The 25595-nt window shown below is 50.6% G+C and carries 24 protein-coding genes; 2 read left to right on the top strand and 22 right to left on the bottom strand.

Annotated elements, in window-relative coordinates; all coding sequences use genetic code 11:
- Positions 1–4: 4 nt before the first annotated feature.
- The 14 genes from lptC to OXH16_18510 form a co-directional block, all read right to left on the bottom strand.
- The gene (gene lptC, locus OXH16_18575) at positions 5–529 is read right to left on the bottom strand and encodes an LPS export ABC transporter periplasmic protein LptC (GenBank protein MCY3683408.1); all 525 of its coding nucleotides are present in this window, start codon (positions 527–529) and stop codon (positions 5–7) included.
- Entirely contained in the window at positions 501–2282 is a 1782-nt protein-coding gene (locus OXH16_18570; GenBank protein ID MCY3683407.1) for a CTP synthase, read from the bottom strand. Before OXH16_18570 ends, lptC begins: the two co-directional genes overlap by 29 nt.
- A gap of 63 nt (positions 2283–2345) precedes the next feature.
- Positions 2346–2630, bottom strand: a complete 285-nt coding sequence (gene gatC, locus OXH16_18565) for an Asp-tRNA(Asn)/Glu-tRNA(Gln) amidotransferase subunit GatC (GenBank protein MCY3683406.1) — start codon at positions 2628–2630, stop codon at positions 2346–2348.
- A gap of 238 nt (positions 2631–2868) precedes the next feature.
- Positions 2869–4848: a DUF262 domain-containing protein gene (locus OXH16_18560; GenBank protein MCY3683405.1), complete on the bottom strand. Its 1980-nt coding sequence runs from the start codon at positions 4846–4848 to the stop codon at positions 2869–2871.
- A 57-nt stretch (positions 4849–4905) separates the two neighbouring features.
- The gene (locus OXH16_18555; protein ID MCY3683404.1) at positions 4906–5373 is read right to left on the bottom strand and encodes a PIN domain-containing protein; all 468 of its coding nucleotides are present in this window, start codon (positions 5371–5373) and stop codon (positions 4906–4908) included.
- A 12-nt stretch (positions 5374–5385) separates the two neighbouring features.
- Positions 5386–6327, bottom strand: coding sequence for a hypothetical protein (locus tag OXH16_18550; GenBank protein MCY3683403.1), 942 nt, complete (start codon positions 6325–6327; stop codon positions 5386–5388).
- 33 nt (positions 6328–6360) lie between these two features.
- On the bottom strand, positions 6361–8532 hold the full coding sequence (locus tag OXH16_18545) for a UvrD-helicase domain-containing protein (protein MCY3683402.1): 2172 nt from the start codon (positions 8530–8532) through the stop codon (positions 6361–6363).
- A gap of 25 nt (positions 8533–8557) precedes the next feature.
- Positions 8558–9583, bottom strand: a complete 1026-nt coding sequence (mltG, locus tag OXH16_18540) for an endolytic transglycosylase MltG (protein MCY3683401.1) — start codon at positions 9581–9583, stop codon at positions 8558–8560.
- Positions 9580–9999, bottom strand: coding sequence for a Holliday junction resolvase RuvX (gene ruvX, locus OXH16_18535; GenBank protein ID MCY3683400.1), 420 nt, complete (start codon positions 9997–9999; stop codon positions 9580–9582). The genes mltG and ruvX overlap by 4 nt, the downstream gene beginning before the upstream one ends.
- Positions 10000–10001: 2 nt before the next feature.
- Positions 10002–10178, bottom strand: a complete 177-nt coding sequence (locus tag OXH16_18530; protein ID MCY3683399.1) for a hypothetical protein — start codon at positions 10176–10178, stop codon at positions 10002–10004.
- Positions 10171–10518, bottom strand: a complete 348-nt coding sequence (locus OXH16_18525; GenBank protein ID MCY3683398.1) for a hypothetical protein — start codon at positions 10516–10518, stop codon at positions 10171–10173. The genes OXH16_18530 and OXH16_18525 overlap by 8 nt, the downstream gene beginning before the upstream one ends.
- Before the next feature lie 75 nt (positions 10519–10593).
- Entirely contained in the window at positions 10594–13791 is a 3198-nt protein-coding gene (locus OXH16_18520; GenBank protein MCY3683397.1) for a GWxTD domain-containing protein, read from the bottom strand.
- A gap of 12 nt (positions 13792–13803) precedes the next feature.
- Positions 13804–14580, bottom strand: a complete 777-nt coding sequence (locus OXH16_18515; protein MCY3683396.1) for a tetratricopeptide repeat protein — start codon at positions 14578–14580, stop codon at positions 13804–13806.
- A complete protein-coding gene (locus OXH16_18510) occupies positions 14570–16132 on the bottom strand; it encodes a hypothetical protein (GenBank protein ID MCY3683395.1) in 1563 nt (520 codons plus the stop codon). Before OXH16_18510 ends, OXH16_18515 begins: the two co-directional genes overlap by 11 nt.
- A 182-nt stretch (positions 16133–16314) precedes the next feature.
- Here OXH16_18510 and OXH16_18505 point away from each other — a divergent pair, with 182 nt between their 5' ends.
- Positions 16315–17001 (top strand): energy transducer TonB, encoded by a 687-nt coding sequence (locus tag OXH16_18505; protein ID MCY3683394.1) that lies wholly within the window; start codon positions 16315–16317, stop codon positions 16999–17001.
- A gap of 76 nt (positions 17002–17077) precedes the next feature.
- Here the strand turns inward: OXH16_18505 and OXH16_18500 are convergent, their stop codons facing one another.
- The 3 genes from OXH16_18500 to OXH16_18490 are packed head-to-tail and all read right to left on the bottom strand — an operon-like array spanning position 17078 to position 19794.
- A complete protein-coding gene (locus OXH16_18500) occupies positions 17078–17818 on the bottom strand; it encodes an AAA family ATPase (protein MCY3683393.1) in 741 nt (246 codons plus the stop codon).
- 22 nt (positions 17819–17840) lie between these two features.
- Positions 17841–19364, bottom strand: coding sequence for a CHAD domain-containing protein (locus OXH16_18495; protein ID MCY3683392.1), 1524 nt, complete (start codon positions 19362–19364; stop codon positions 17841–17843).
- Entirely contained in the window at positions 19348–19794 is a 447-nt protein-coding gene (locus OXH16_18490) for a CYTH domain-containing protein (protein MCY3683391.1), read from the bottom strand. The genes OXH16_18495 and OXH16_18490 overlap by 17 nt, the downstream gene beginning before the upstream one ends.
- 253 nt (positions 19795–20047) lie before the next feature.
- On the opposite strand from OXH16_18490, the gene OXH16_18485 reads away from it, so the two are divergent.
- Entirely contained in the window at positions 20048–20815 is a 768-nt protein-coding gene (locus OXH16_18485; GenBank protein ID MCY3683390.1) for an SDR family NAD(P)-dependent oxidoreductase, read from the top strand.
- Positions 20816–20916: 101 nt separating this feature from the next.
- Here the strand turns inward: OXH16_18485 and OXH16_18480 are convergent, their stop codons facing one another.
- From OXH16_18480 to OXH16_18460, 5 genes are all read right to left on the bottom strand, one after another.
- Positions 20917–21678: a hypothetical protein gene (locus OXH16_18480; GenBank protein ID MCY3683389.1), complete on the bottom strand. Its 762-nt coding sequence runs from the start codon at positions 21676–21678 to the stop codon at positions 20917–20919.
- Positions 21679–21690: 12 nt separating this feature from the next.
- Complete coding sequence (locus OXH16_18475) at positions 21691–22350, bottom strand: class II aldolase/adducin family protein (GenBank protein ID MCY3683388.1); 660 nt, start codon at positions 22348–22350, stop codon at positions 21691–21693.
- 10 nt (positions 22351–22360) lie between these two features.
- Positions 22361–23629 (bottom strand): four-carbon acid sugar kinase family protein, encoded by a 1269-nt coding sequence (locus OXH16_18470; GenBank protein MCY3683387.1) that lies wholly within the window; start codon positions 23627–23629, stop codon positions 22361–22363.
- Positions 23622–24767 (bottom strand): hypothetical protein, encoded by a 1146-nt coding sequence (locus OXH16_18465; protein MCY3683386.1) that lies wholly within the window; start codon positions 24765–24767, stop codon positions 23622–23624. The genes OXH16_18470 and OXH16_18465 overlap by 8 nt, the downstream gene beginning before the upstream one ends.
- Positions 24768–24833: 66 nt before the next feature.
- Positions 24834–25580: a phytanoyl-CoA dioxygenase family protein gene (locus OXH16_18460; GenBank protein ID MCY3683385.1), complete on the bottom strand. Its 747-nt coding sequence runs from the start codon at positions 25578–25580 to the stop codon at positions 24834–24836.
- Positions 25581–25595: the final 15 nt, after the last annotated feature.

The raw sequence follows: 25595 nt of genomic DNA, 5'->3' as shown, positions 1-25595 counted from the left end.
GCTTTTAGCGTCTCATCTGCGTATTTACAAACAAAAGTGTCCACTGTTTCAGGTCTGATGAGGCATTAAAACCCACCCCCGTCTCTGTTCCATCGGGCCGAGAAATCACCACATAGCCCTCACCCCTAATGCGATCCTCATCGCGTTGCCAGCGCAGCGAATCCGTTTGCAATTGCGTGCGGTCTCGTGCTATGACAACGACATCCCCAAATACTTTCATATCGTCGCCCGATGCGTTAATTTCGCCCCTTTCAGCACTCAGTGTGGAAACTGTATCGCCTTGAGAATTAAAAAATACAACCCGAACCCCATCGAAAAATCGAGCGGGTTCATTTTCCGACACCTGTTGAAAAGAACCCGCTCGAACCTGTGCTCGGGATTTGCCGCGATCTGTAATCCGCGTGGACCAGTGCCACATTTCTCGGTTAACTGGCGTTTCTTCCACAACTTGTTCTACCCGATCAGCAGGCGTGCAGGCGCACAGGGCACACAACAGAGCTTCAGACGCTTTTTTCAGAAACCGACGCATCACCAACTCGTTCCTTTGAGTGAGCGACAACAGCTTCTACAAAACCGTAAAACAAAGGGGCGGGCTGTTCGAGGCGCGACTTAAATTCGGGATGAGATTGCGTAGCCACAAAAAAAGGATGGTCCGGTAACTCGATAAATTCCATGAGTTTAGTACCATCCTCTCGGCGGTGATACCCGGAAAAAATCAGGCCAAATTCATCGAGCAAATCGACGAATTTGGGCGATACTTCATAGCGATGGCGATGGCGTTCAATTACACAGCGCTCGCTTTCGAGAAGAACGCCCAGGCGGAAAGCTTCAGACGGATTCTTTCGCAGTTGATCGATGCGCCAGGCATCTTCCTCCAGGCGCCCCGTGCGTTCATACAGATCGAGAACGACGCTCTCACGACGGAGTACAGCCACATATCCTCCCAGACGCATCGTGCCGCCAAAACGACTTTCTTCAATAATTTCTCGCTGGCTCATCTGAATATCGATTACAGCGTGGGGCGTGTCGGGGTCATTTTCAGCCGAATTGGCATCTTTTAATCCCACTGCGTTTCGCGCATATTCGACAACTGCCATCTGGAGTCCATAACACAGTCCGAGAAATGGCAGACCATTTTCACGCGCATAGCGAATGGCCTCAATCACGCCTTCGGCCCCTCCTTCACCAAAGGCACCCGGGACAATAATGCCATCAAATTCTCCAAGCACATCTTCGACCTCTCCCATTTCGAGGCTGGCCGAATCAATCCAGGAAATATCGATGCGCGTATCCAAATTGGCACCGGCGTGTTCGAGAGATTGGTTCACTGAAATGTACGAATCCGTAAATTCGTAATCGCCGATCTCGACGTATTTTCCAACCATCGCCACTTTAACCGTCTGTGAAGGCTGGCGAATCTTCTGCACCAAATGTGTCCACCGCGTCCAATCGGGCTCTTTTTTTGGTTTTAGCCCCAGATGTGCAAGCATTTTAACACCGACCTGCTCGCTTTCATAATGGATCGGAACCTGATACACGATATCCAAATCTGGCGCAGAAATAATGCGATCTTTTGGGATATTGGCAGAAACCTCAATTTTGCGTTTTCGCACCTCATCAACCGGGCGCGTGGCGCGACAAATAATAAAGTCGGGCACCATGCCATGACCACTGAGCAGTTTGACTGCGTGCTGGGTGGGTTTGGTCTTCATCTCGTTGATATGATCGGGTACGGGCAAATAGCTAACCAGCACATACATAATATTAGCCTCGCCAATTTCCCGCTCCAGGCCCTTCATTGCAAAGAAAAACGGGATGTTCTCATCGTCACCAATGGTGCCGCCAATTTCGACCAGCGCGATATCGGACCCCTGTGCAGCCTGCTGGACCCGGTTTTTGATCTCGTCAGTAATATGTGGAATCGGTTGAACGGTCTGTCCGAGATATTCTCCCCGTCGCTCCCGCTCGATAACCGCGTGATAAATTTGTCCGGTTGTAAGATTGTTTGTGCGGGGCAAATCCAGGCCAAGAAACCGCTCGTAGTTGCCCAAATCGAGATCGATCTCACCCCCGTCATCCGTAACCCACACCTCGCCGTGTTCCGTGGGCCTGAGTGTTCCGGCATCGTAATTCAAATAGGGATCAATTTTTATGGCTGTGGTTTTATAGCCGTAATACTGCAAAATTTTACCGATAGAAGCCGTGGCGAGTCCTTTCCCCACGCCACTGATCACCCCCCCGGCAACCACGATGTATTTTGGTTCGCGATCATTTTTTTTCACAATGTGCCTCCATCTGAGTTCGACAAAAGAAAATCGGCGGGAGTTTACCGCCGACACTTGTGTTTATTCAATTACTCTGGGGACGCGGAAATGACCTTGCCCGGAAAGCGGGGCATTTGCCAGCGCGTCCGACCGATCCAACGATTGCCCCATTACATCGTCACGAAACGCATTTTCCAGGGGGAGTACATGCGCTGTTGGGGAGACCTCTGTTGTATCGAGTCGATCAAGTGCCGCAACATATTCGAGCATGCGGTTCAAGTCTTCGATTAGTTGCGCCTCTTCTTCCGGCGCAAAGTTCAAGCGCGCAAGTTGCGCCATTTTTTGGACATCATCTTTTGAAACCATAATTTCTAGCTTTCAGCGATTAACGGTCAGCGGTTTAGGGATTAGTGTTTAGCAGTTGACCCCCACAGGGATTATGTAAAAAACTCAATGCATCATTCTGACCGCATAACCATAACGTAGTAATCCAGTTAAATATTGCGATACAGTGATTTCCTTAGAGATAGCGGTCTGTCTCAAGCCTTTGACCCATTACAATTCTCTATATAAAATTGTAATTTGTCAACAATAAGGTCGAAGTTCAGGCGGCTTCCGCATCTACTCCCAGTATCTCGGCGTTGACGTAAGCGCGGAAAGTAACCTTTGTAGGAAAGCAACGATACCCCGCCGCGCTAGCGATGGACAGGACTTCATTTGGTTCGTTCAACAGAACCGCCACTGGAATAGTCAAGCCAGGCTGAAGACCATCGGGCCAGGCGAGATCAAGCACGGCACGTTGCTCGCCTGTGGTCTCATCAGACAGCTCGAAGTTGATCTGACCGTGCGGTAGTCCTTGTGCTTCTAACCAATTGTTGATGGCTTCAACCTCAAGTTCTTCCTCTTCAGTGGCAATGCCGCCAGTAGGCACCGGAATGATAGTAACAGTGTCAGCTGCAACCGAAGGGGTTGTAATTGCGGCTGGTGAAGCGTCCAGAAAGTTGGTCTCGCCGTGTAGAAGTTCCGCAAACCGATAGTTTGCCTCTTTTGCCAAAAGCTTCTTTCGCGTATCGAGGAAGTCAAAGTAGTTCTCGATCTTCCAGAGGTTGTGATCGTCAGGAATCCATTGTGATGTCAATGCGCTTGGATACCGATCCTCAACCTCGGCGAAGTAATCTTCAGGTAGGCGGTCAAGGATGGAGAAATTTGTGTCCTTCGTCAAGAAGCAGTAGTTGGCTAGTGCGTTGACGTCTTGTCGGCGGTGTCCGAGCTTGTACAGCCGAGCCTTGGGGAAGATGTGATGCACTTCAAGCTGGTTCATTTTGCCGAGAAGGTTTTCGCGCAGCGGCAGCCCATCGCCCCAGTCCTTGGCCTCGGCCATGCGGGTCAACATGTAGAGCACGGGATAAAATCGTGCACCAAGACTCCAGCCAGTGAAGTGCCCTGGTTCGATGCGAAGTCCACCATTCCACAAACGCAGTTCCTCAAGCAAATTGTCAAGGTTACCTTCTGCAAGTGTCGCCAGATCTTGATCAATAGCACTTTCCGTCGACCCGGAGAAACGGCCCCACATTCCGGCTTGGGCATACCAGAACAGCAACTTATCGCGCTCTTCCGCGCTGATCTTTCCTTGTTTCTGATCCAAATAACGTACCATGACTGGTATGGCGAAGCGTCCAAAAAAGACTCGATCATGGTCAAGACCAAGTCGCCCTGCAATCATGTTCAGACAGGTATTGATATGTTTTGTGGCCCGTTTCAGACCGTCTTGGATATCCAGTACGCCCCTGTCATACAGGTGGTTAAACCTCGCTTCGCCAGTTAGGACCGTGTTGACTGATCGGAGCAGCCAGTCGAGCGTAAAATCGTATCCGGCATCCTTCCATTCCTGTAGGGTGGCTTTCATAGTGTCGCGTGCCTCAGGCCATTCCGCGCAAATTTTAGCGAGGGCCAGATCGCCCTTAGACAGCTTCGTCCCGCCGCTATTCACGCGATTGAATATATCCACGACGACATCGGGGGTTTTGTCTGGTCCAGTGACCTCGTCGATATGCAACTCAATCTCAGCAATACCAAGAAGCGTTCCCAATCGACCGATGTAGTCTCCGACCTGTTCTGCATATTCATTGTTCGTACTGAGCGTCGTTATGAATCCTCCAAGGCCGTCATTGCCCGCCTGCATGAGCTTGGTTACATCCACCCATAGCGGGTCGCCCTTCATTTTTACCGGTTGATAGAACTCAAAAGTCTCATCCTCCAGATGAAATTGAAGTCCCGTAAAACTCTGTTCATTGCCATCGAAAAAAGCCGGTGGATGGCCACGCATCACGCCATAAAGCGAAGTCATACGTTGCTGCCCATCGAGAAGCAACTTCACGATGCCCGGTGCTAGTGAGCTATCGCCCCGATGCGCGGCATCCTTTCCTTCGGTCGCCCAAACCAACAGCCCGCCCACCGGATGTCGCCTGTAAAGGGAGTAAAAGAGACCACGCACCTGTTCGCGGTTCCAGACGTATCCTCGCTGAAATTCGGGCAAGGCCATGTGACCGGAGTCAATGTGATCAAGGATGGTAGAGACTTTCATGTCATACTTCCTAAAGAGCAGGTTAAAAACAGAAAGATATACGGAAATCAAGTAGTTTTACCCAAGTTTTTGATCGACATAGATAAATTTAAGCCACACATTATTAAGGTGTTCGAAGTCTTTGTCTGTTGACAGCAGTACAGCATCGCTAATATGTGCAGTAGCCGCAATCCATATATCGTTCTGTTTCATCGGGATAGCTGGTTTAGGTGGTGGGGTGCTATCGGGAGACGTGACGGATTTCCCATGTGTCCAGGCGTCAATTTGCGCGTAGGTTTCTAATATAGATTCATTATTGATGTCGATTATTGGCATTGTCGCCATAACTTCCTGGAGTTGGGTTCGTCTATCTCTGCCCCAACCGAACTTTTCAGCGAGTGATAGCAACTCGCCGTGACAGACAACCGACGTAAAGACCATCGTTTCCGGATCTTCAAAGCTATGTACCGTTCGCGTTCGGAGTGCCCAGGGGGCTGATCGACAAAATCCTAACAACAGACCGGTATCCAGCAAGAAGTTGCTCATGATATTCAGGGCTTAATCCAGTTGCGCCAGAAGTTCTTCCACAGGCTCATTGCCGGGCCATGTGCCGCATAAACTCAGGACATTGAAGGATCGGGCCTGCTTCTCTTGTCTCCGTGTTAAGCCTCGGGATTTGGGCATCTCAGTAGAAGGCAGTTCTTCAAAAATGGCATCTCTGTCTTGATAGGGTCTAAGCCGATAGGCTTCAATTAGTCGGGGTTGGCCGTTAGCCTTGAAGTGGACCATGCCCTGAACAGTTGCACGCTTGCCCCACAACGGGCGCAATTGTTCAACATCGAGTTGGTCAGATTGCAGGCGACCAAACATTTTCCTGCCATCACCTAATTCGAGGAAAAACCGACCGCCGTCTTGTTTGATTTCTTCGATCCAGCCGCTGATGATAAATGCTCTTGAGGGAGGGAGGCTCTTCAGTCTGTTTTCAATCCGATTACAAACGGACGCATCAAGGGTGAATTCCCCGTAATCAGATTCTTGAGGGATCAAGTGGTAGCAGATGTTAGCGTTTACTGTAGGCTGTCGGAATCTGAGAATCGCGCTGAGAACGGCTCTATCAAAGTAGTCACCAGAAGAGGTCGTTTCCTGAGCTTCTTGAATCGACAGCGCGGCGAGATCAACAGCGGTATCTTGCATGATTGTCTCTTCACGCCAGAAATTCTGTTGGGCAAACCGCACGTAGGCTGTCTCGTCAAGTTGGGGGGCCTCAATTTCAAAAATAGTTGAGCCGAGTTCTCCTCCGGTGATGGTGAAGTCAAGGGCTGCATTCAGCCATCCTGGTCTTGGTCCCCTACCACTACCTTCGCCAGTGACCATCAGACGAGTGGCACACTCCGCTGTCTTGACAAGGGCGTCCAAAGAGCACTGAAGCGTTGCCACTTTGATCCGACCTTTGTTCTCTCGAAGGCCGCTGAAGCGAAGTTGGTAGCGTCGCGTGTTCATGGGAACTTCCTTGCTTAGCTTAAAGAAGTGGGTTTACCCCGGCTGAAGATTGGCATATTCGACTAAGAGTGTCCTGACGGCACCGCCATCGAATCGCACTTTGAGTTTGGCATTTTGCCCCGATCCCGCGCGGCTTTGAATCTGTCCACGCCCCCAGGCGGGATGTACAACCCAGGATCCGACATCCATTAAAAACGGTTCTCCCGATTTGACTCGACGGGCGGGTTCTCTGCCCGTTTTTCGGCGTGGAATGCTGCTGACCTCGCTAATTTTAAAACCGGCATCGAGCAGATCTTCGGGGATTTCGAACAAAAACTGCGAGGCCGAACTACTCACCGCACCGCCGTATCGTTGCCGCCTCATCGCACAGGATAAAAAGAGCCGATCCTGGGCGCGGGTAATGCCCACGTAAAAAAGACGGCGTTCCTCTTCTAACGCATCTTCCATATTCCCCTCGTCGCCAGCGGGGCGCAAAATTGGAAACAGCCCTTCTTCGAGGCCGGTAACAAACACAATGGGAAATTCCAGCCCCTTAGCACTGTGCAGAGTCATCAGCGTGACCGCATCCGCGGCGTTTTCCCATTGATCTACATCTGTCACCAACGAAACTTTCCGCAAATACGCCTCTAAAGAGACATCGTCCGACTGCTCGACAAAAAGCTGAATATCCGTCAACAATTCCGTGACATGCGCTCGTCGCGACATCTGTTCTTCTGGCAGGAGTTTTTCAAAGTCGCGCAAATATCCGGTTTCATCGACAATTTTTGCCGCGAGTTCATCTGCGGGTATCGCTTCTATATCCTGGCGAAAACCCTCGACCATGTCGTAAAACCGCTGCATCGCGTGGGCTGTGCGCTTTGGAATTGCGTCAATAGCTTCTAAATGTGCAAGTGCCTCATAGGGCGCAACCCCCTCGCGCATGGCAAACTCATCGAGCCGTCCTGTAGATGTCGCGCCAATGCCTCGACGCGGCGTGTTAATCACGCGCCAAAAACTGATGGAATCGCGCGGATTGACCACCAATTTGAGATACGCGAGCACATCCTTGACTTCCTTGCGCTCGTAAAATCGCACATCGCCCACGATTTGATACGGGATATTGGCGCGTCTAAATCCTTCTTCAAGGGCGCGAGACTGTGCATTGGTGCGATATAACACCGCCATATCCCGGTAGGTATGCTCGCGCTTAAAATCTTGTGCCACACCGGCTATCCAACGCGCTTCTTCTACTTCATCGGCGCATCTTTTTAAACGGATTTTCTCACCCCGTGCGCGATCCGTCCACAGTTCCTTTCCCTTGCGCCCCGCATTGTTGCGAATCAGAGCATTACCAGCATCCAGAATAACCTGCGTGGAACGGTAGTTTTGCTCCAGGCGCACGACAAGCGCGTTGGGATAATCGGCTTCAAAATCGAGAATATTGCGAATATCTGCGCCGCGCCACGCATAGATGCTCTGATCGTCATCGCCAACAACACATATATTTTGATGTACTTCTGCCAGATAACGCGCAAAAAGGTATTGCGGACGATTGGTATCCTGGTATTCGTCGATTAAAATATGTGAAAACTGCGCCTGATAGGCCTGGCGCACATCCTCGTGGTCGCGGATCAATTCCACACACAATGTCAACAAATCGTCAAAGTCAACGGCATTATTTTGCTTCAAGGCATCCTGATAATGGCGGAAGACTCGCGCGATTATTTGCTCTCGAAATGTGCTCGCGCGCTGGGCAAATACATCGACGCCCACCATCTGATTTTTTGCCTGGCTGATCCGCGTGCGAATCAAACGCGCTGGAAAATCGCGTTCGGAAAGTTCCTCGTCGGCAATCACCCGTCGCAGGAGTGCGAGTTGATCTGTAGTATCGTAAATCGTAAAGTTGGGTCTCAGTCCTACCCGTTCAGCCTGTGACCGCAAAAGACGCGCACATAAACTGTGAAATGTGCCAATCCACATGGTTTTGCACGAGCGATGAAGCAAGTCTTCGACGCGCTCGCGCATTTCTCCTGCGGCCTTATTCGTAAAGGTCATCGCCAGAATCTGGCGCGGATCAACATCGCATTCACGCAACAGATAGGCGATGCGCCGCGTCAAAACGCGCGTTTTACCAGATCCGGCCCCTGCGAGAATGAGCACGGGACCATCTACGGCCTGTACAGCTTCGCGTTGTGCATCATTTAATCCATTGAGAATCGAAGACATAAGCCCGTTGCCAACCCTCCAAGCCCTAATCCCCTGTTACCAGTTTCTTTTTTTGCCAGGTATTTTCTCGTGCAGAAGCGGTTTTCTTTTTTGCAGCTACATGTTCTTGCAAGGTTCGTGTAAAAACATGGCCGCCTTCGCCAGTAGCGACAAAATACAAATAATTGACATCCGCGGGAAAAAGTGCAGCCTCGATAGACGCACGTCCAGGACTGTTGACTGGCCCGGGTGGCAATCCCGCATGGCGATAAGTATTATAGGGAGAATCGTAGTCATAATCCTTATAAAATAGTCGCCGAGGTGCACCGGGAAGAGCATATTGCACCGTGGGATCGGCTTGCAGACGCATGCCTTTTTTCAGGCGATTGTGATAGACTGCCGAAATCGTATCTCGCTCGGAATCCCAACTGGTTTCCCCTTCGATAATAGATGCGAGGGTGATTACTTCGTGAATACTCATTTCGAGTTCATCTGCGCGTCTCTGAAGTCGTTCATCAAAAACAGCCTGACAATGCTCAACCATCCTGCGCAGAACCTGTTGTTCTGACGCTGTTATCGGAAAATTATAGGTTTCGGGGAATAAATAGCCTTCCAGGTCTCTAGCCTGCACAGAAAGGGTTTTGCAAAAAGCGGTACTGTTCATTAACAACAGCAATTTATTCTGGTTGAGATTTAATTTTTCGGATAAGATCTCCGCAATTTGTTTTTTTTCTAAACCTTCGAGAACCGTGACATTTTGCGTGACATCGCGCGAACGCTCCAGCTCGAGCAAAACCTCCCAGGTTGTCATCTGACCGTCGAGAAGGTGAATACCGGCCTTCAGCCGCCGGCTGCTCCCATTGACTTGCGCGAGAAACTGCAACAGGCGCGGGCTGTGGATCAGGCGCTTCCCATAGAGTTGATGACTGATTTGTTTAACGGTTGCCCCATGCCGAATCTCGACCTCTTTCTCGCCCATTCCCGTTGGTCGATTAAAAATAAAAATCCCCGTACAAGCAGCCAAAATGCACACAATTGGCACAATGCTCAAAATAAAGAGAAATCGTTTCATGAGGAGCTTTTTCCTTTGTATTGCAAATAGGTTTCGAGGATTAATACGGCAGCCAGGCGATCTATTGCACCTTTGTGTTTTTTAGTCTGCATGGCCTGCAACTCGCGTTTTGCACCCACCGATGAAAGCCGTTCATCAAACGTGCGAACAGGCATATTACAAAAAACGGCGAGTTGGGAAGCGAAATTTTCTACAGCACGCGCCATTTCCCCACAACTGCCATCCATGTTTAAGGGCAAGCCAATAACCACTTCCCCAACGGCCTCGTCTCCTGCGATCTGTGCAACCTGCGCCACACTATCATTGAAATTGCGGACTTTGAGCGTGGGCAACCCGCGAACCGAAATTTGCAATTCGTCACACACCGCAAGTCCAATTCGTCGCCTCCCAAAGTCAACGGCTAAAACCCGTGCCATAATCAGGGCTGTCCATCAATATGCCCCCGCAAACGATCGCGTTTTTCCATGGCAGCTTTGTGGAGGGCAACGGCGAGTTTGCGCGCATCGACCTGTCCGCGTTTAGCAGAGGGCAGCAAATCGTCTCTAAGGGCTTCTATTTCGTCAATATGCGCCCGAAGGATCAGTGGATTATTCACTCTTATTCCTCTTGTTGGTATGACCATTGCGGTGGGGTTTGCCAAATTGAGGAGGCATCCCATACAGAGATTCGACAGCCGATGTATCGGTAACAGGGCGATCCCAAAGCGATTTGATAATGGATTGAAACATCACTTGCAGAGACCGCTTGCGATTTTTTAAGCAGAGCTTGCGAATGCGCTTTCGAGAGGTGCGCCTGGGTTCTTCGCGAATAAAATCAGCCGCACTGACCCCCTGTTCATGTGCGTGTTCCATCAGGTTGTTAAACGCTTCAATATCGGTATTGTCCGTCAAAACAGACAATATGCGTTCATCTTCGCTAAAATCTGGCTTTTCCATCTTTCTCTCCTTCAGGCAAACTTAAGCAATACACGCATTTCTGTCAATCAATCGACATAAAAAATCAACCTACCTTCACCGAATATACTGAAAAAAAGTATCCTTTGCTACCCGTGTTCCCGCAACGAGATCCTCAATAATCACAAAGAGACGATTTTGTCCTGCCTGTGCGTGTTCGAGATGGACTTCGAGGGGCAGGCGTTCCCAATCGCTATTGCCTACCTGTGTATAGGACAGCGCGACCTCGGGTTGATCAATAGTACCCGGCGCACGCCTCTGCTCTGCTACCGCTGCCTTGACCGCGGTTGTCACGCGATAGCGAGTCTGCCCAAAATCGTCTTTCGTCAAATTGTACACTTCGCAATAAAACGCAAGTGGATTGGGCGCGCGAACAGTCCTTCGGGGATTGGGAACAACCTGCCAATTCCCTCTTCGAAATCGTGTATGATGCAGCGTATCAGACATACTCTTAACGAGCATGAGATCGCTGATATGAAGCCGCTCTTCACCGTAGTCATCAATCGCCACATCGAGCGCGAGCACACCTTGTCGCGCGGTCATAACATCGGTAATGGTCAATGTAAGATGATACATCCCCGCAGGTATGTCCTGGCGCGTGATATCCACAACTTCCTGAGTGACGACATTTGAAGTATCTACAAAATGCTGCACTTTTTGCGCGTTTCGATACACCACGCGATATGCCGAATCGGCCAGCGCGACCGCGTGCTCAAGCACCACCTGGGGCTGTTGTCCATCTGTAACGGCGAGCAGATTTTCAAGCGGTATGCCATACATAATATCCACACGGGTTTTGCCCGCACTGCCTCGAAAGTCCGCCAGATCAAAATAAAAAGTGCCCAGAGACAAACGAGGTGCTTTGCGAAATTCATCGGGATGGTTCACAGTGGCGTTTTTGTAGCGAATTTCCGGGGCGTGTTCGGCAATGCGAATATTGTCTCTGAGCATAGTGGGCGGAATGGGAGGAATGGGCGCAAAATCAAAGCCGGAGACGCCACCTAATTCGCGTGTAAAATCGATAACTATGCCGCCATCTACCTCGGTATAAACCCACGACTCCCAGGGCACGATACTGCGGTCGTGTTGCATGGTAACAGGCGCATAAGCTTCCTGTGACGGGTCGCTGAGAGCGGTTTCTTCACGGCGTCCCTCAACCGGGCCAAAGGTATCCTGGTCTGGGATATCGAGTCTATTACTTTCGCGCTCGGCAGCAAACCCGCGATCGCTCCGAATGGGAAAAACCGGGCCAATCAATTCACTTTGATTGGGATCCCGGTACAATTCTCGGTACACCTTTTCCTTTACTTCCTGCACGCGCGTTGAAGGCAATGATGAGATCCATCCCGACCGGGCGCGATAATCGGGGTCACCGTAACGGATATAGACTTCACCGCGTCGGTCCCAGGGATAGTTTTCCCGCCCGAATGCCCAGCGAGCCGTCCAGACCCGTTCGTAGTGCGCCAGTTGTCGCTCGTTGTACGCGCTGGACAAATTCGGATTTTTGGTACGCCAAAAACGCGCCACATACTTTTCCTTTTCCGCATCGTCAAGCGCGCGATAAATTTCTATTTCCTCTTCTGACAATAGCACCTGAATATCGTCGTAAAGCTGGCGTCCGCGCGCGTCAATTTGCGCGAGAAATCGCTCGAATAATTGGGTCGATTCCCCGTAGCGCTTCACCCGTAGTGCTTTGATTGCCATAATAGGCAACAAATGCGAGGCTTCGGGTTTTTCGCGTGCGATAGGTGCGATAAAGCGGTCGATATCCCGATAATTTTTCAACTGCAACAGACTTCTGCCCAGCCGCACAGCGACCTCATCGTCGGAGTTGTACGTCAAATACGTCTGGTAAAATGTTCGCGCTTTTTGATGGTCTTCGAGGTCGGCATACCAATCGCCCAGCACGCGGTATGGCGGGAGATATGTCGAATCGCGCCGAATGGCATTTTCGGCAATTCCCACGCCATCGACCATCCCCTGGTCGAGAAGCGCCTGTGCCAAAAAGCTGTACGCATCCAGATAATCTGGATCCGATCGGATTGCAGATCTGAGTGCTTGTACCCCATCATTGAAATTCCCGCCTCGTCTCAGCAGCACCAGCCCTTTTCCCGCTTGTGCCTGTGCCTGTGCATCGGGAAAAATCATAGCTTTTTCAAATGCTTCTTCAGCCTGTTTGAGCAATCCCCTATCGAGATAGGCATGTCCCAGAGCACTCCACGATTTCCCATCTATTGCCTGATCACGCAGCGCTGCAATCTGCGTTTCTGCCGCTCCTGCGCCGTACTGCGAAAGGTCTTCACCAAGCCGCCCCAGAGTCGCGGATACGATATCCGCCATTTTGTCCCATCGCCAGACCCTTCTCCCAGTTGAAGACCCCATCCAGAGAATTTGTCCGGTCTCCACTTCAATCAAACGCAATACCAGGCCGATATTGTCTGTTGCGCCATCTTTGCCCAGCACGAGTAAGCTACCCGTCAGGATGGCTTCTGCAAGCGTTGTTTCTGATGCTTCACGGCGCAAATCGGGGCTGATGCGAGAAAATCGCTCGCGCCCCTGTCTTCCCTTTAATGACCCTGGTACGAGAGAAAATAGACCATCGCGCTGAATTGCATTTTTAAGATGCAATTCACAATCGGCAGCAAGGGGTAGATAATCCGTAGTATGGAACGGTTGCAAGAGGATATGATGCGGCAAATGCTCGGCTTCTAGCGCGGGTAAAGGTGTTTCCCCTTCGGCAAATCCAAGCGAAGAGCGCACCTCAGCAGCGGGAATCTCTCCCACAGATCGATGCGCTCGCGTCCAGACCCATGCCGGATTGTCCCGAACATCGCCAGTCCAGACAATCATACCTGTCCGAAGATCAATGAGTTTGAGTTTGATCAAATAAATCCCTGTAAACGCGACAGAACCCGTCAAAAGATATGTGGCGGGAATCCTTTTGCTAAGGAACTCGCGTAGCTCGGGAGAAAGCTGTCTATCGGTCTGATCTATCTCCCCCATTGGCACATCGGTTTCTATTAAAACAAATCGCGCCCTTCCCAGAGCAGGCACATAGGCACGACGATGGATTTCGTAGGCGATGCGATCGGCCATATAGACGCCGTAATCGCCATGGTAAGGAGAATAAAAGGGCGCGATTGCCAATCGGAAGGTAGCAGGCGGCTGAGAAAAAGTACTGACAGGCAATAGCAATGCGGTCAGTGCATAAAGGTGTACCCGATAGAATAAATTTTTTTTTAACAAACGCCTCAAGTCCGATCTCCTTCACTTGATGGGCACCGATAATGAGACTTGAGCTGGTCCAATCACCAGATGATCCAATACACTGGATAACCAGACCGCCGCGAGCAGGCCCAGCACGAGATTGGCCCTCCCAGCACGAGATTCCACGCGTTCAAAATTGCGCGTAAACGCATCGGAATCCGTACCTGATATGGGTTGACCCAGTTGCAAATCAGTCAGACGCGTACCGCGATAGGTGCTATATGCACTGCGATAGGATATATCGGTCACAAGCCAGGCCGCAGCGAGCACTGCCGAAGTCCCCATAAAGACATACCCCCGTTTTTTGTGTCCGCGGTACAATTGCCCCCACCCTGGCAAAATAAGCGAACGACTCGCAGCACCCAAAAAGGTGGTTTTTCCAAGGGTTTGGCGTACTGTTTTGCGGCGCATGCCCAAAAGCAACGTCCGCGTATCTGCAAGTGCCTGATCGGGAGCGATGTCCATAATCCCCCTGTTGGTCTCTGGATCCAGGCGAAATGCCTCGGCAAGTGCCAGACGCGCGCGAGTCGTATCGCCAGAAGCCATGTGAATGCGCCCCAGATCAAAAAAGATCTCGGCTCTTCGACTATGCTGCGGTCTATCGAACAAAGGCACCACGCCCAATAAGCGCGGAAGCTGTGAGAGCGTCTCAAATGCGCTGGTGTAATCACCTGTGCGATAGGCGGCCTGCGCTTTTTCAATAATTTTCTGGTCATTCGCCCATGCCGAACCCATCGCCAGACAAAACAACATCCAGACCAATAAACTACGGTACATATGTTATGATCCTTCCACCTCCATCTGCAAGATGGACAAAATTTCTGGTTGATCCGCCGATAGTTAGATCATCTGCTGAGAATGTGCCCGAAGGCAGTTCCCATGAGAGAAGTGGTGTCCCATCTGCCTGAAACACGCGCACCTGCGTGCGATCTAATACAAAAACCTGTCCCGCGGTATTGAGCGTTAAAGCGCGCGGTTCGATCTGAGAATGTAGCACATCCCATGTAATATCACTGAGGACATCATTCGAAAAGTGCAAAATCCCTCGTTGAACTCGATTTGCCCAGGCGGTCCAGATAACACCCTTGTGAACTGCGATATCTACGGGATTGCCATATTCGAGATCGAAAGTGCCCACAGGAGAACCTGTAGCAGAATAGACGCGCAATTGCCCCCCTGTCGCAACATAAACCCGCTGTTTATCGTCCTGAGCCAGTCGCATATGCGAAGACGCGCTTATCCAAGTGTCGGGAATGCGCCACACCGTGGTGTTATTAATTAGTTCAATACCCACAACTACAACGCGCCCAACCCGATCCAGACCGCCGATATAAGCGCGTTGAAAAGCTCCCTCCCCCGCAAGCGAAGGGCCAGCCAGATCCACCGATTGCGGCACGAGGTCGTTCAACCGCGGAAAAGAAGTCCCGACGAGGTGGCGCGATAGCGTATTGGAAATATCGACACTCAAGGTATGCCGCAGGCGGGAAAGCGATATCTGGTTGGGGCGAACAATCAGGGCGAGCATGTCGGCTTCGTCATCGGAATCATTGGGATCAGCAGCCGAAAGTCGCATTCGCTCGTTTGCACCACTCAGGGTCTCAACGACATGCCGTCCTGCTTCGCGATAAAATTGCATGCGCACGCTGCGACTTGTGAGACTCATATTCGGCAAGGAAATGCCAGCCTCCGAAATAAAATGGAAAGACCTTATGGTATAAGTATAAGGGAGATTGTCGGAAATTGATCGATCCCAAAAGGAAGTCTTCCCCAACCAGGCTTCTATGACGGAAATCACCTCTTTATGGTCACCTTCAGGCGTCCGCAGAATTTCATACCTTCTTGCCGTGTTTCCCTCATCATGCCAGACGAGTTGCACGTCAAGGGCAATGGGGTCGCGTCGAACTTCGAGTAAAGCAGCACCGGGGATAGGGACTTCAACAGCAGAAGTACTCACCAGACCACCTTCGCTATGTTCGGCAACTACGCGGTATTGCAAGCGCTCGCCAGCAAATAGCGTGCGGTCTTGAAATGCGCCCACAGTCGCGTATCTGCCATCGCCATCGGCACCGGAGGAACGCTCGATATTTCTAAAGCCAGAAATATTATCTCGACGCTGGAGGACAAAGTTCTCAACGCGCTTCTGCCCGAGATACTCCCACTGCACAACGACTACTCCCCTGGTGGAATCCTCAATCTTAAAGGAAGCATCGAGAATGTGAATGAGCGGTGTATTGTATGGGTCTATACTCAGATCGCGTTGGGGATTATAACATCCGACCAGAAGGCCCATAGCACACATAAATAGCAAATGAGAGAAGCGGTTTCCCATTTTTGAACCACGAGAAAGGTGATCATTGATTAACGGACTTCAATATATTGATATGAACCACGGATAAACAAGCAGTTTGTCAAATCGGGGCATGTAAAAACACCTTGCCTTTCCCTCACAGTGGTATTAAAATCATAAAATAGTAGTTAGCAGCCCCCCATTCTTTCTGTCGAGAAGGAACCATGAACAAAAAATCAGATTCGTGGATTACGCATGAGATTCTGCGTACTAAAAATCCAGCCTGTGATCTCAAACGTACATACAAGCACGTATTTCGCATCAGCATGGGGATTGCATTCATCTTGCATGTGGGCATAGGGCTTATGTTTCCCACATTCACAGCCGGTACGCGCAAAATAGAGCGACGCACCATCATCATCGAGTCTGTCGATATACCGGAAACCCGTCAGATTCATCGCGCGCCGCCACCGCCAAGGCCGTCTATACCCATTGCAACCGAGAGCGAGGATATTCCCGACGACGTCACAATTGAAACTACCGACCTCGATTTCGATAAGGTCGATCTCCATGTGCCTCCCCCTCCCTCCGAGGCTGCGGTAATAGAGGAACCGGAAGAAGAGATACTCGAATATTTCATGGTTGAAGAAAAACCCGTGCTCATCCATCGCGTAGCACCAGTATATCCCCCAGTCGCCCTCAAGGCGGGTATTGAAGGCACCGTTCACTTGAAAATACTGGTTGACAAAGCCGGAGTAGTCGAACAGGCCGTTGCTGTCAAAGGCAAAGAAATTTTTTACAAAGCGGCCCTTCAGTCCGTTAATCAATACCGTTTTAAGCCAGCCCGTCAAAATGATAGACCTGTTAAAGTCTATCTCGTCATACCCATACGTTTCCGAATTACTCGATAATTTACGAACGCAAACACCAACCCCCCGACAAGTTTATCGGGGGGTTGGTTATTTTAAGACATTGCAGGTACATCACTCATCCAAGCATTTGCAATTCTGTCCACAATTCCCGATATGCCAGAGTTCCCTTTGACCGCGGCCTGAAGCAGGCTACCGGTTGTCTCGCCCATCCCATTCTCTCTACATCCGTCGTGTACGGAATTTGCGCGCTCAGAAATTTCCCCTCGCGCTCGCCCACCTGTGCGATCATTTCCCTGTGCATTGTCTTGTACTGTTCAACCATTGAAAAAAACGACACCAATTTTCCGCGTTTTAATTTATTTTTTTTAAAAAAGTCCATCAATTTTTGATGTGTCAACATCGACAGAGTTGTCGGAATACACGGAACAATCACATAATCGGCCGCTCTGAAAACATGTTCAGCAAGGAGCGTCAGATTGGGTGGGCAATCCAAAAAAATATAATCGTACTCTTTCCTCATCGGCGTCAACAGACGTTTCAAATGGCTTTTGTTTTTCGCCCGATCATCCAACCCCAAATCCATATTGCGAAAAGACATGGCCGAAGGCAATAAGTCCAGACCTTCAAAGTCCGTTCCCCGAATATTATTCTCTAAATGCTTGCCGCCCTTCAAGAAACGCTTGCGTCCAAACTTTTTTTTTGCGCGAATGCGAAAATAAAAAGCCGCAGCCCCCTGTGGGTCTAAATCGCACAGCAATGCACTCGCACCAGAGCGAACCGCTTCATAAGCCAGATTTACGGCTGCGGCGGTCTTCCCTACGCCACCTTTCATGCTGTACAGGGCAAAGATACTCACATCCATTCCTCAACGAGATTCACTATCCAAATAAATCGCGGTACAAACGAACATTTTTCTTTTTCGCATAAACGGCAAATGCACCGGCAAATTCGCGCCTGACAGCTTGCTGCTGGTCGTGCAATCGCGCAATAAGTCCGCCAATAGCCGCGGCACAAAGCAGGCGGTCTGCACGCCGGCTGCGGGGCAACACCTCGTTTAAATAGGTCATCAATTCCTGCTGTTGTACCGATAAATCGTTAAAATCTCCCAGATTATCCTGCAATTTTTTCATATACCCGATGAGTTTGTCCATCTTTTTTTTCGGAAAAAGCGAGGCAAAAAATTCCAACAAATACCGCAATTTTTTGCAGTCAATTCGCAAATCGTGCAATGCCTCGTCGGGTGTATCGTCACCAATCACCTGCCCCCTTTTGAGCACCCGCTTAAAGCGTTTAAAAATAAATTTTCTCGCAAGGGCTATAGCAGGCACAGCTGAGTCCTTTCCCCCGCGAGACTGTTCGCCCTGGGAAAAAGCCCCCCATGAATCCATCATGTCCAGATATTCGGGTTTATCAAGGACCTGCACCATGTCGCTAAGGGCACGCCGGCGCTCGCTTTTTAAGCGCGAAAACACGGCATCCAGCCCGGGTTGCAAAGATTGGGGCAACATCGCGCGATAAGTCTCTTCATCGAGCAAATACACGTCCAGATCTCGCAACCGATTGGTCGATCTGTTCAATTGCCGAAACTCATCCTTAAAATGTGCTACAGCATCTTCGGGCAAAACGCCTTTGATTTGACTCAGCGCTGACCGCGTGCGCCGAATCGCCACCCGAAAATCGTGCAGAAATTCCGTATCCCAATCTGCGCGAATGCCCGATTCATTTTGGCGCATCACACCGTGCAGGTATTTCAAAATCTCACATGTTGCTTCACGCCCACTCGCCTTGTGATTCAAGTCGAGATTCAGCTTTGAGGAATAATCGCCCGGCACGCACCCTGCGAGATTCATCACGCGCTCAAATACATCCTCAGCCACATGTGCAACATCCAATTTCATAAACCGACAGCGTAAATTCTCAAAATCGCGCTCATATCCCCGCACGCTTCGGCAAGTCAAAGTCGCAACGCGTCCATTTTCTGTACTGGTATGCGTGATAAACAACCGAACAACTGTCTTTTCATCTGCATTTAAAACGCCAAATTCGCAAACCTTCTGCCTCACCTGTGCCCGAAGTAACAGCGCCCGAACAGAGAGCGCCCCCCGCAATGTGTCGCGCACTTCGCCCTCTGGAAACATCCACCAGAAGCGGCCTTCCAGATGTTGTTTCATTTCGATCTGGTCGTGCGGGTATGCACCATCTGAAATTCGCTGTAAATACACCGCATTTCCCGTTTGTATCAGCGCGAGTCCCTTCTGATACAACCGCCAGTCAAACGTATCGTAATACTGAATAATTTCCTCTTTCTCAGGCAGAGATTTACTGTATTCAATCCCAAGCGTTTCTATTAGATCCGGACCAGCAGGCTCGCGTAAGACATAAGTTTCACAGCGCGTGATCATTTGAAATTCCCATCAATGCCAGATAGGCATTTTTATAATGACTATCATCGGTCACTTCTCGTCCGAACCAGGGGGGCGGGACAAAGCGCGAACTTTCGTCTATGGTATCAAACTCGACTTCGGCCACTACCAGGCCCTTCAGGTGACCGCGGTACACATCTAATTCAATCGTCCAAACGCCTTCGGGTATCTCATAACGCACTTTTTCGACCCGCCTGCCCGCGGTCAAAGGCCAGAGATTATCAAATTGCGCCTGGCTCAATTCCACCTCAACCTCCGTCCGTTGCACACCCTTGCCAATTTTCACAGTCTGATAAAATCGCTCGCTCTTGCGACGCAAGCGGACCTCTGGACCATTCTCGCCTACTGAAATATAGCCCTGTGAGATTTTTACTCCTGTACAGACCGTTAGATCTGGTATCTTTCGCACACAAAACTTTCGTTCAATTTCTTTGGTCATAACAAAACGCGAGTTCCCAGATGAGAAAAGCAGGGCGGATGCTTTATCCCCAGTAATCGGGGAATAGTAATGATAACACACCTTATCATTGAAAGCAATTTTTAAGATAATACAAGGGGTTTGATGTAGCCATGCTTTCTCTATCGCATCGCACTGTTTTTGGTGTATATTGAAATTTGTAAATAATAGTCTTTTACTACTACGCCAAAAGGGAGATCACACTATGTCACTCGATGGAAAAAAGGCTCTCGTCACTGGTGGACGCCGCAATATCGGTCGCGGCATTGCCCTTGCTCTAGCTCAGGCAGGCTGTGATGTGGGCATCAACGACCTGGAACGAGATGCCGATGCCGACAGGACCCTGGAATTGATCCGGGATCAGGGGCGAGAAGCCGACTTCTTTCAGGCTGATATATCCGACCGGGCACAGGTAGAAGCAATGTTCACCGCCTTCATCGCCCGTTTTAACCGCCTCGATATCCTGGTCAACAACCCCTATGCCGGAAGCGGAGCTACCTTCCTCGAAATCACCGAAGAAAACTGGGATTTGACTCTGGACGTATGTCTCAAAGGCTTTTTTCTTTGCAGTCAGCAGGCCGCCCGCATCATGGTACAACAGGGCGAGGGAGGCTGCATTGTCAGTACTTCTTCAGTCCATGCCTATCGCGCCTGGCCCGAAGATACGGCATACGGCGTGGCCAAAGCCGGTGTGCTGCGTCTCACCGAGAGCATGGCCGTGGACTTAGGTCCCCACAATATCCGCTGCAACGCCGTGATGCCGGGGTATATGGACCTGACCCATATTTTTGGCACTCAGGCTCCGTCTGTGGGCAGTGTGTCCGATGAACTCAAAACCAATATCCCCCTGGAGCGCCGCGGCACCCCCGAGGATATCGGACGGGCCGTCGCCTTTCTCTGCTCGCCGGCGGCAGGCAATATTACCGGTGCCTCCCTACCCGTGGATGGCGGTCTCTTGACCACGGGCGTCTAATGCTGTTATACGACAAGCCTTCGGGACTGTTTCCCCAAAGGCTTGTCTCACTGAATTTGTAACATTTTGAGATAATTTGCATTGTATAGTGAGAGACCTTTTTATATGCTCGAAATACCACCGATCGTCCACACGCCCTCAACTTTGCCGACAACAAAAATGGCCTGTTCGCCGTTGCCAGATGCCTCGTCAGCAGTCACCGCCACAAGAACACCTTCAGGGCCAGATTGTGCAACCTCGATGTTTACATTGCCGAACGATATGGTTCTTTCATTGACTTGCTGTGCCAGTTCTGTGGCACTTTCGATCCGGGTGACTTCACCAACGCCGACGTCAAGGAGTGGAAACCGGCAGAGAGCAGCACAGGCATCGCCATCGTTTTTGTCGCGTGCATCGCAATAGCGCCGGACCTGATCGGTTGCGATCTCAACGGCCCTGGCGATCGCTGTTTCGTCGTCCTGCCCGTCGTGATAAGTACCCAATGCAAATCGCGCCTGGATACCCCACGAGTCGGCGGGCCTGGTAACAATGTAGGTGACGCGGTTCCAGAGGATGGGATCGTCGTCTGCATTGTAGCGCGTCCATCCGCCTACAAGGTGAACTTTGTTGGGCGATTCATGAAAACGAACCGGTTCTCGCCCTCTCGTTAGAACCCAACCAGTCGCGACCCGTGACGTCCAGTCGGCATCATCAGCGTAGTCTCGAGCTGTATCGAAATACATGGTTGGGCCGTTTGCGGCAACTCTTACATGGGGATAACTCATCACGGCAGCCCAGGCATCTCCATTTTGAGATGCGTCGGCTTTGTAAAATTCAAAGTAGGCTTCTTCGGGTGTGTCAAAGTGCATCTTGTATTTGGTCATTTGCGTTCTCTCCTAACCGTTTTTGCCGTATTGGTTTTCCACGCCTCTGTTGTGAAACGCGTACCAATCGTCATCGGTCAGATATTTTGGTTCGCCAAGCTGACGGGAAAGCACGTATTGTCGGCACATGATTTCCAGACGGTGGGCCTGGTTGACAGCGCGTTTTAAGGTTGGTCCGTGGCAGACCATGCCGTGGTTTCCGAGGAGACACGCGGTGCGGTCATAGAGCGCTTCGGATGCGTCTTCGGCAAGCGATTGGCTGCCAAATGTGGAATAAGGGACACAGGGCACATCGTTACCGCCAAACACACCCATGAGGTAGTGAAAGCCCGGTAGGGTCATCACATGGCACGATACCGCAACGCAGTAATCGGAGTGGGTGTGAACCACTGCTCCGGCTTCGGGGTGCTTTTTATAGATGGCACCATGCATGGGCGATTCCGAAGAGGGTTTGCGGTCGCCTGCATACTCACCGTCGAAGGTGGCTTTGACAATCGTTTCTATGGTAATATTATCTGCGGTTGCACGGTTGGGAGAGATGAGCATTTTGTCGCCAAATCGGACGCTCAGATTGCCAGAGGACATTTCGTTTAAGCCAAGCTCTCCAACTTTTTTATAATAAAAAACCAATTGCTCGCGTAAGGCCATTTCATAAACGGGATCATCTTCCATATGTATTCCTTTATTGGTTTTTGTCTGCTTCACGCATCTGCTCCAGGGCGGTATGAATAAAATTGTCTTCACCAACACCGCCCGCTTTCAGTACCAACGACAATGGATCGCTCCCTGCACTATGACAATAACCACCGTTGAGAACGTCGAATGTCGCCACCGAAACTTGCTTTATACCTAAAGATGCCATGACGGCCCCTGATGTTTCTCCCCCCATCACAACAAATTTACGTACACCGTGCTGATAGAAATGCTGGGCAACACCGGACAGAAGCTTATCGGCAAGTGTTGCAGCGCCTTCGCGCCCGAGTTCCGCCTGGGCTCTTTTTACGCCTTCAGGATCCGTTGAGGTACCCACACCTACAGGCCCTTTTTCCAATCGGTCTTTTGCCCATTCGACAATGCGGTCAACCATGTTGGCGTCTTGAGCTGCTTCTAAAAGGTCAATGCGAAACACCGGATGCGTTTGCTCGAAATGCGCAAGTTGCCGGACTGATTTTCCCGTGCAACTCCCAGAAATAACGGCTTCATAACCAGGTGCAGGCGGCAGTAATGTTTTCGGTTGGCTCTTTTTGTCCCTCTGCCAGTTGCGCGCAAGCATCACAGGGAGTAGATCTGCGCCAGTGCTCAACGGCAAATCCCTGGACAGTGTTGCCAATTGCTCGAGATTCGACTCATCAATCACGTCGAAAATAAAAAACTTTACGCCCAGGGCCTTCTGCTCTGAAATGTAGTTCTCGCAAGCGTCTGTTCCTGACGCCACAATTTGATATGGCAAAAGACCAACCTTGACCTGACTTTGTTTTTGTAGTACTTCAACAAGATTGGAATTGGTCATCGGTGTTACAGGATCATTGCGTCTCGGTGATTCGTGTAGCATGATTGACCCGAGAAACAACCGCCCCTGATAGATTGTTGTGTTTTTCCAGATGGGACAAAAAAATACGTGGTCGGCCCGGGTCAAGTCCATCAACGTTTCTGCCACAGGCCCGATATTGCCACGTGCTGTAGATGAAAAGAGCGCACTGTATTTGTAGTATATCTGTTTCGTACCTTTGGCGAGCAGAGCTTCAGCCGTGCGTTTTGCATCGGCCCGGGCATCGTCAGGGGGTTGGATCAGGAGTTTTCGTCCAACGACCACAGCTTGTGCATCGTCGTCGAGTGTATTGAGTGCATCACCAGATGTTACCAGTGGACAATGCACGCCTTCTCTTTCGAGCAAACTCGCGACCATCATCCCACCTGTGAGATCATCTGCGATCACACCAAGTTCAAGCATCGCTTTGATCTTCCGAATTTTGTGCCTCAGCAACGACTTCCTGCATGCCATCCCACTCACGCCAGGGATCACACAGTTTATCGATAGAAATTTGCCATGGATCATAACCTTCGGGATAGTCGAGAAATTCGCCTTCCCAACCGCGGTCGGGGTGATCGCTATCTCCTCTTACCTTTGCACCACCGGGACGATGGCGACGCAATCGAAAGTAGGCACTGATGCGTGGGTCTGCGCCCAAATCGTTGCGGGTACCGCAATGAGGCATACCGTGAACCGCAATAACGGCATCGCCTTCTTCAGCGAGCACAGGGGTAGGCTCAGGCCACATGAGGCCATCTGGTGTGTAATGTGCGCCCTCACGATAATGATTGGCGATCCATTCTGGCAGCGTATTGATACCAACACCCTTGTCACCCACGCGCTTCAATCGCGGCCAACCATGGCCTTCGGGGCCGATAACACCACCCTCGGTGCGTTGTCGCCGAAAGAACTCAGCGGTGTGATGATGGGCACCCCGAAGGACGGCAAAGTTGCCATAGCCAAATTTGGATTGATCGCTGAGGACAACAACGGCAAAGCAGGTAAAACTGCCGAGGGAGAGCGTGCAATCCGGATCCTGAAATAGAGGGGATCCGTTTACGCCAAGCACACTGGCACTGCGATCGCCAAAGTGCGGTGTTTTGGGCACGTGCCAATCATCTACTTCGTCCGCTGTTTGGGGAATGGCTCCAGACCACTGGCCATCAATGTGCGGGAAGAAGGCGTGATTGGGCACTTCATCGTCGGGCAGACCGTGGTTGCCGATTTCTCTGGATGGCTCGCGCGGATACAGGACCGGTGAAAAGCCGTGTGTCGGAGGATCGAATGGCCCCATCGTGTTGGTGAGGATGTCGGTCAGCGCTGTCTTGTTGATGAGGTCTGTGATGGCATCTTCACTGCCGACATAACGGTTTCTTCTTTTGGGCGGATCCATTGTGCCGTTCAGGATTTTACCAGCAGTGATGTTGACCAGCCGCCGGGCACGTTGGGTCAGCTCTTTGGGCACGATGTTTTTGAGGATAATGTACCCATCGCGATAGAAAGCGCGTTTTTGCTCGAAGGTGAGTTCGATTGGATCGTCTGAGCGTGTGTGTTTCATAACGGACATCTTTCTGGTTTAGATGACGATAACCCATTTCCTGGGTTTCAGTGCTTGGGGCTGGTTCTAATTAAAATCAAATGTCGCCGACGGATTGAAACGGGCGATTCCCTGTGTTTCTGCGGCTGGATTTGGATTTTGTGGATAATAATCGGGGATTTGTGTGCCCTTCCTCGCGAGTCTGACGGCCAATGAGATTCTTGGCTCGCCATACTCAAAAGGCAGGCTGCGATGCATGATTTGAGAATGAAACACCGTGAACTGGCCTCTTTCCATTGTGAGTGTGCCGATCCTATCATGGACGAGTTCTGGCACTTCTTTTACAAATCGCATATCTCTGTTCCATCCATCAATGGGCTGATGAGATCCCTTCACATATTCAATGCGGCCAGCACCGTACCCAATGTCGGTCAGCGCGAATAGAATAGAGAAGTGATTGCTGGTGTCATAGAGATTGACTTGATCGCGACCGTTTTCGTATGCGCGATCGTGGTGCCATATATTTTCTGACACGCCTTCAGATTTCAATTGAAAAACGCTACCCCAGATAAAAAGATCATTGCCGAAATGTTCGGACACCACGGACTTCACATTGTCATCGAGACAGAGGTCTCTCATCACCTTGAATTCCATGTGTCTATCGATCTTCGTTCTAAATTGGGGTTCTTGTCCTGCCAACTGGCGCACGATATTTTCTTGGCGTTGTAGCGCTTGTAGTTCTATCCCGACCTCACATACGGCATCGACGAGGGATTTGTCTGCCAACTCAAAAGGACCGGTTAGGCCATTTTCTCGTAATTGCTTGATTGACATTGTTTGTTGCTCCTC

It is taken from the genome of Gemmatimonadota bacterium, assembly GCA_026705765.1.
Taxonomy (GTDB): domain Bacteria; phylum Latescibacterota; class UBA2968; order UBA2968; family UBA2968; genus VXRD01.
The sequence above is the reverse complement of the archived record's forward strand: the minus strand, read 5'-3'. Positions and strand labels throughout refer to the sequence as shown.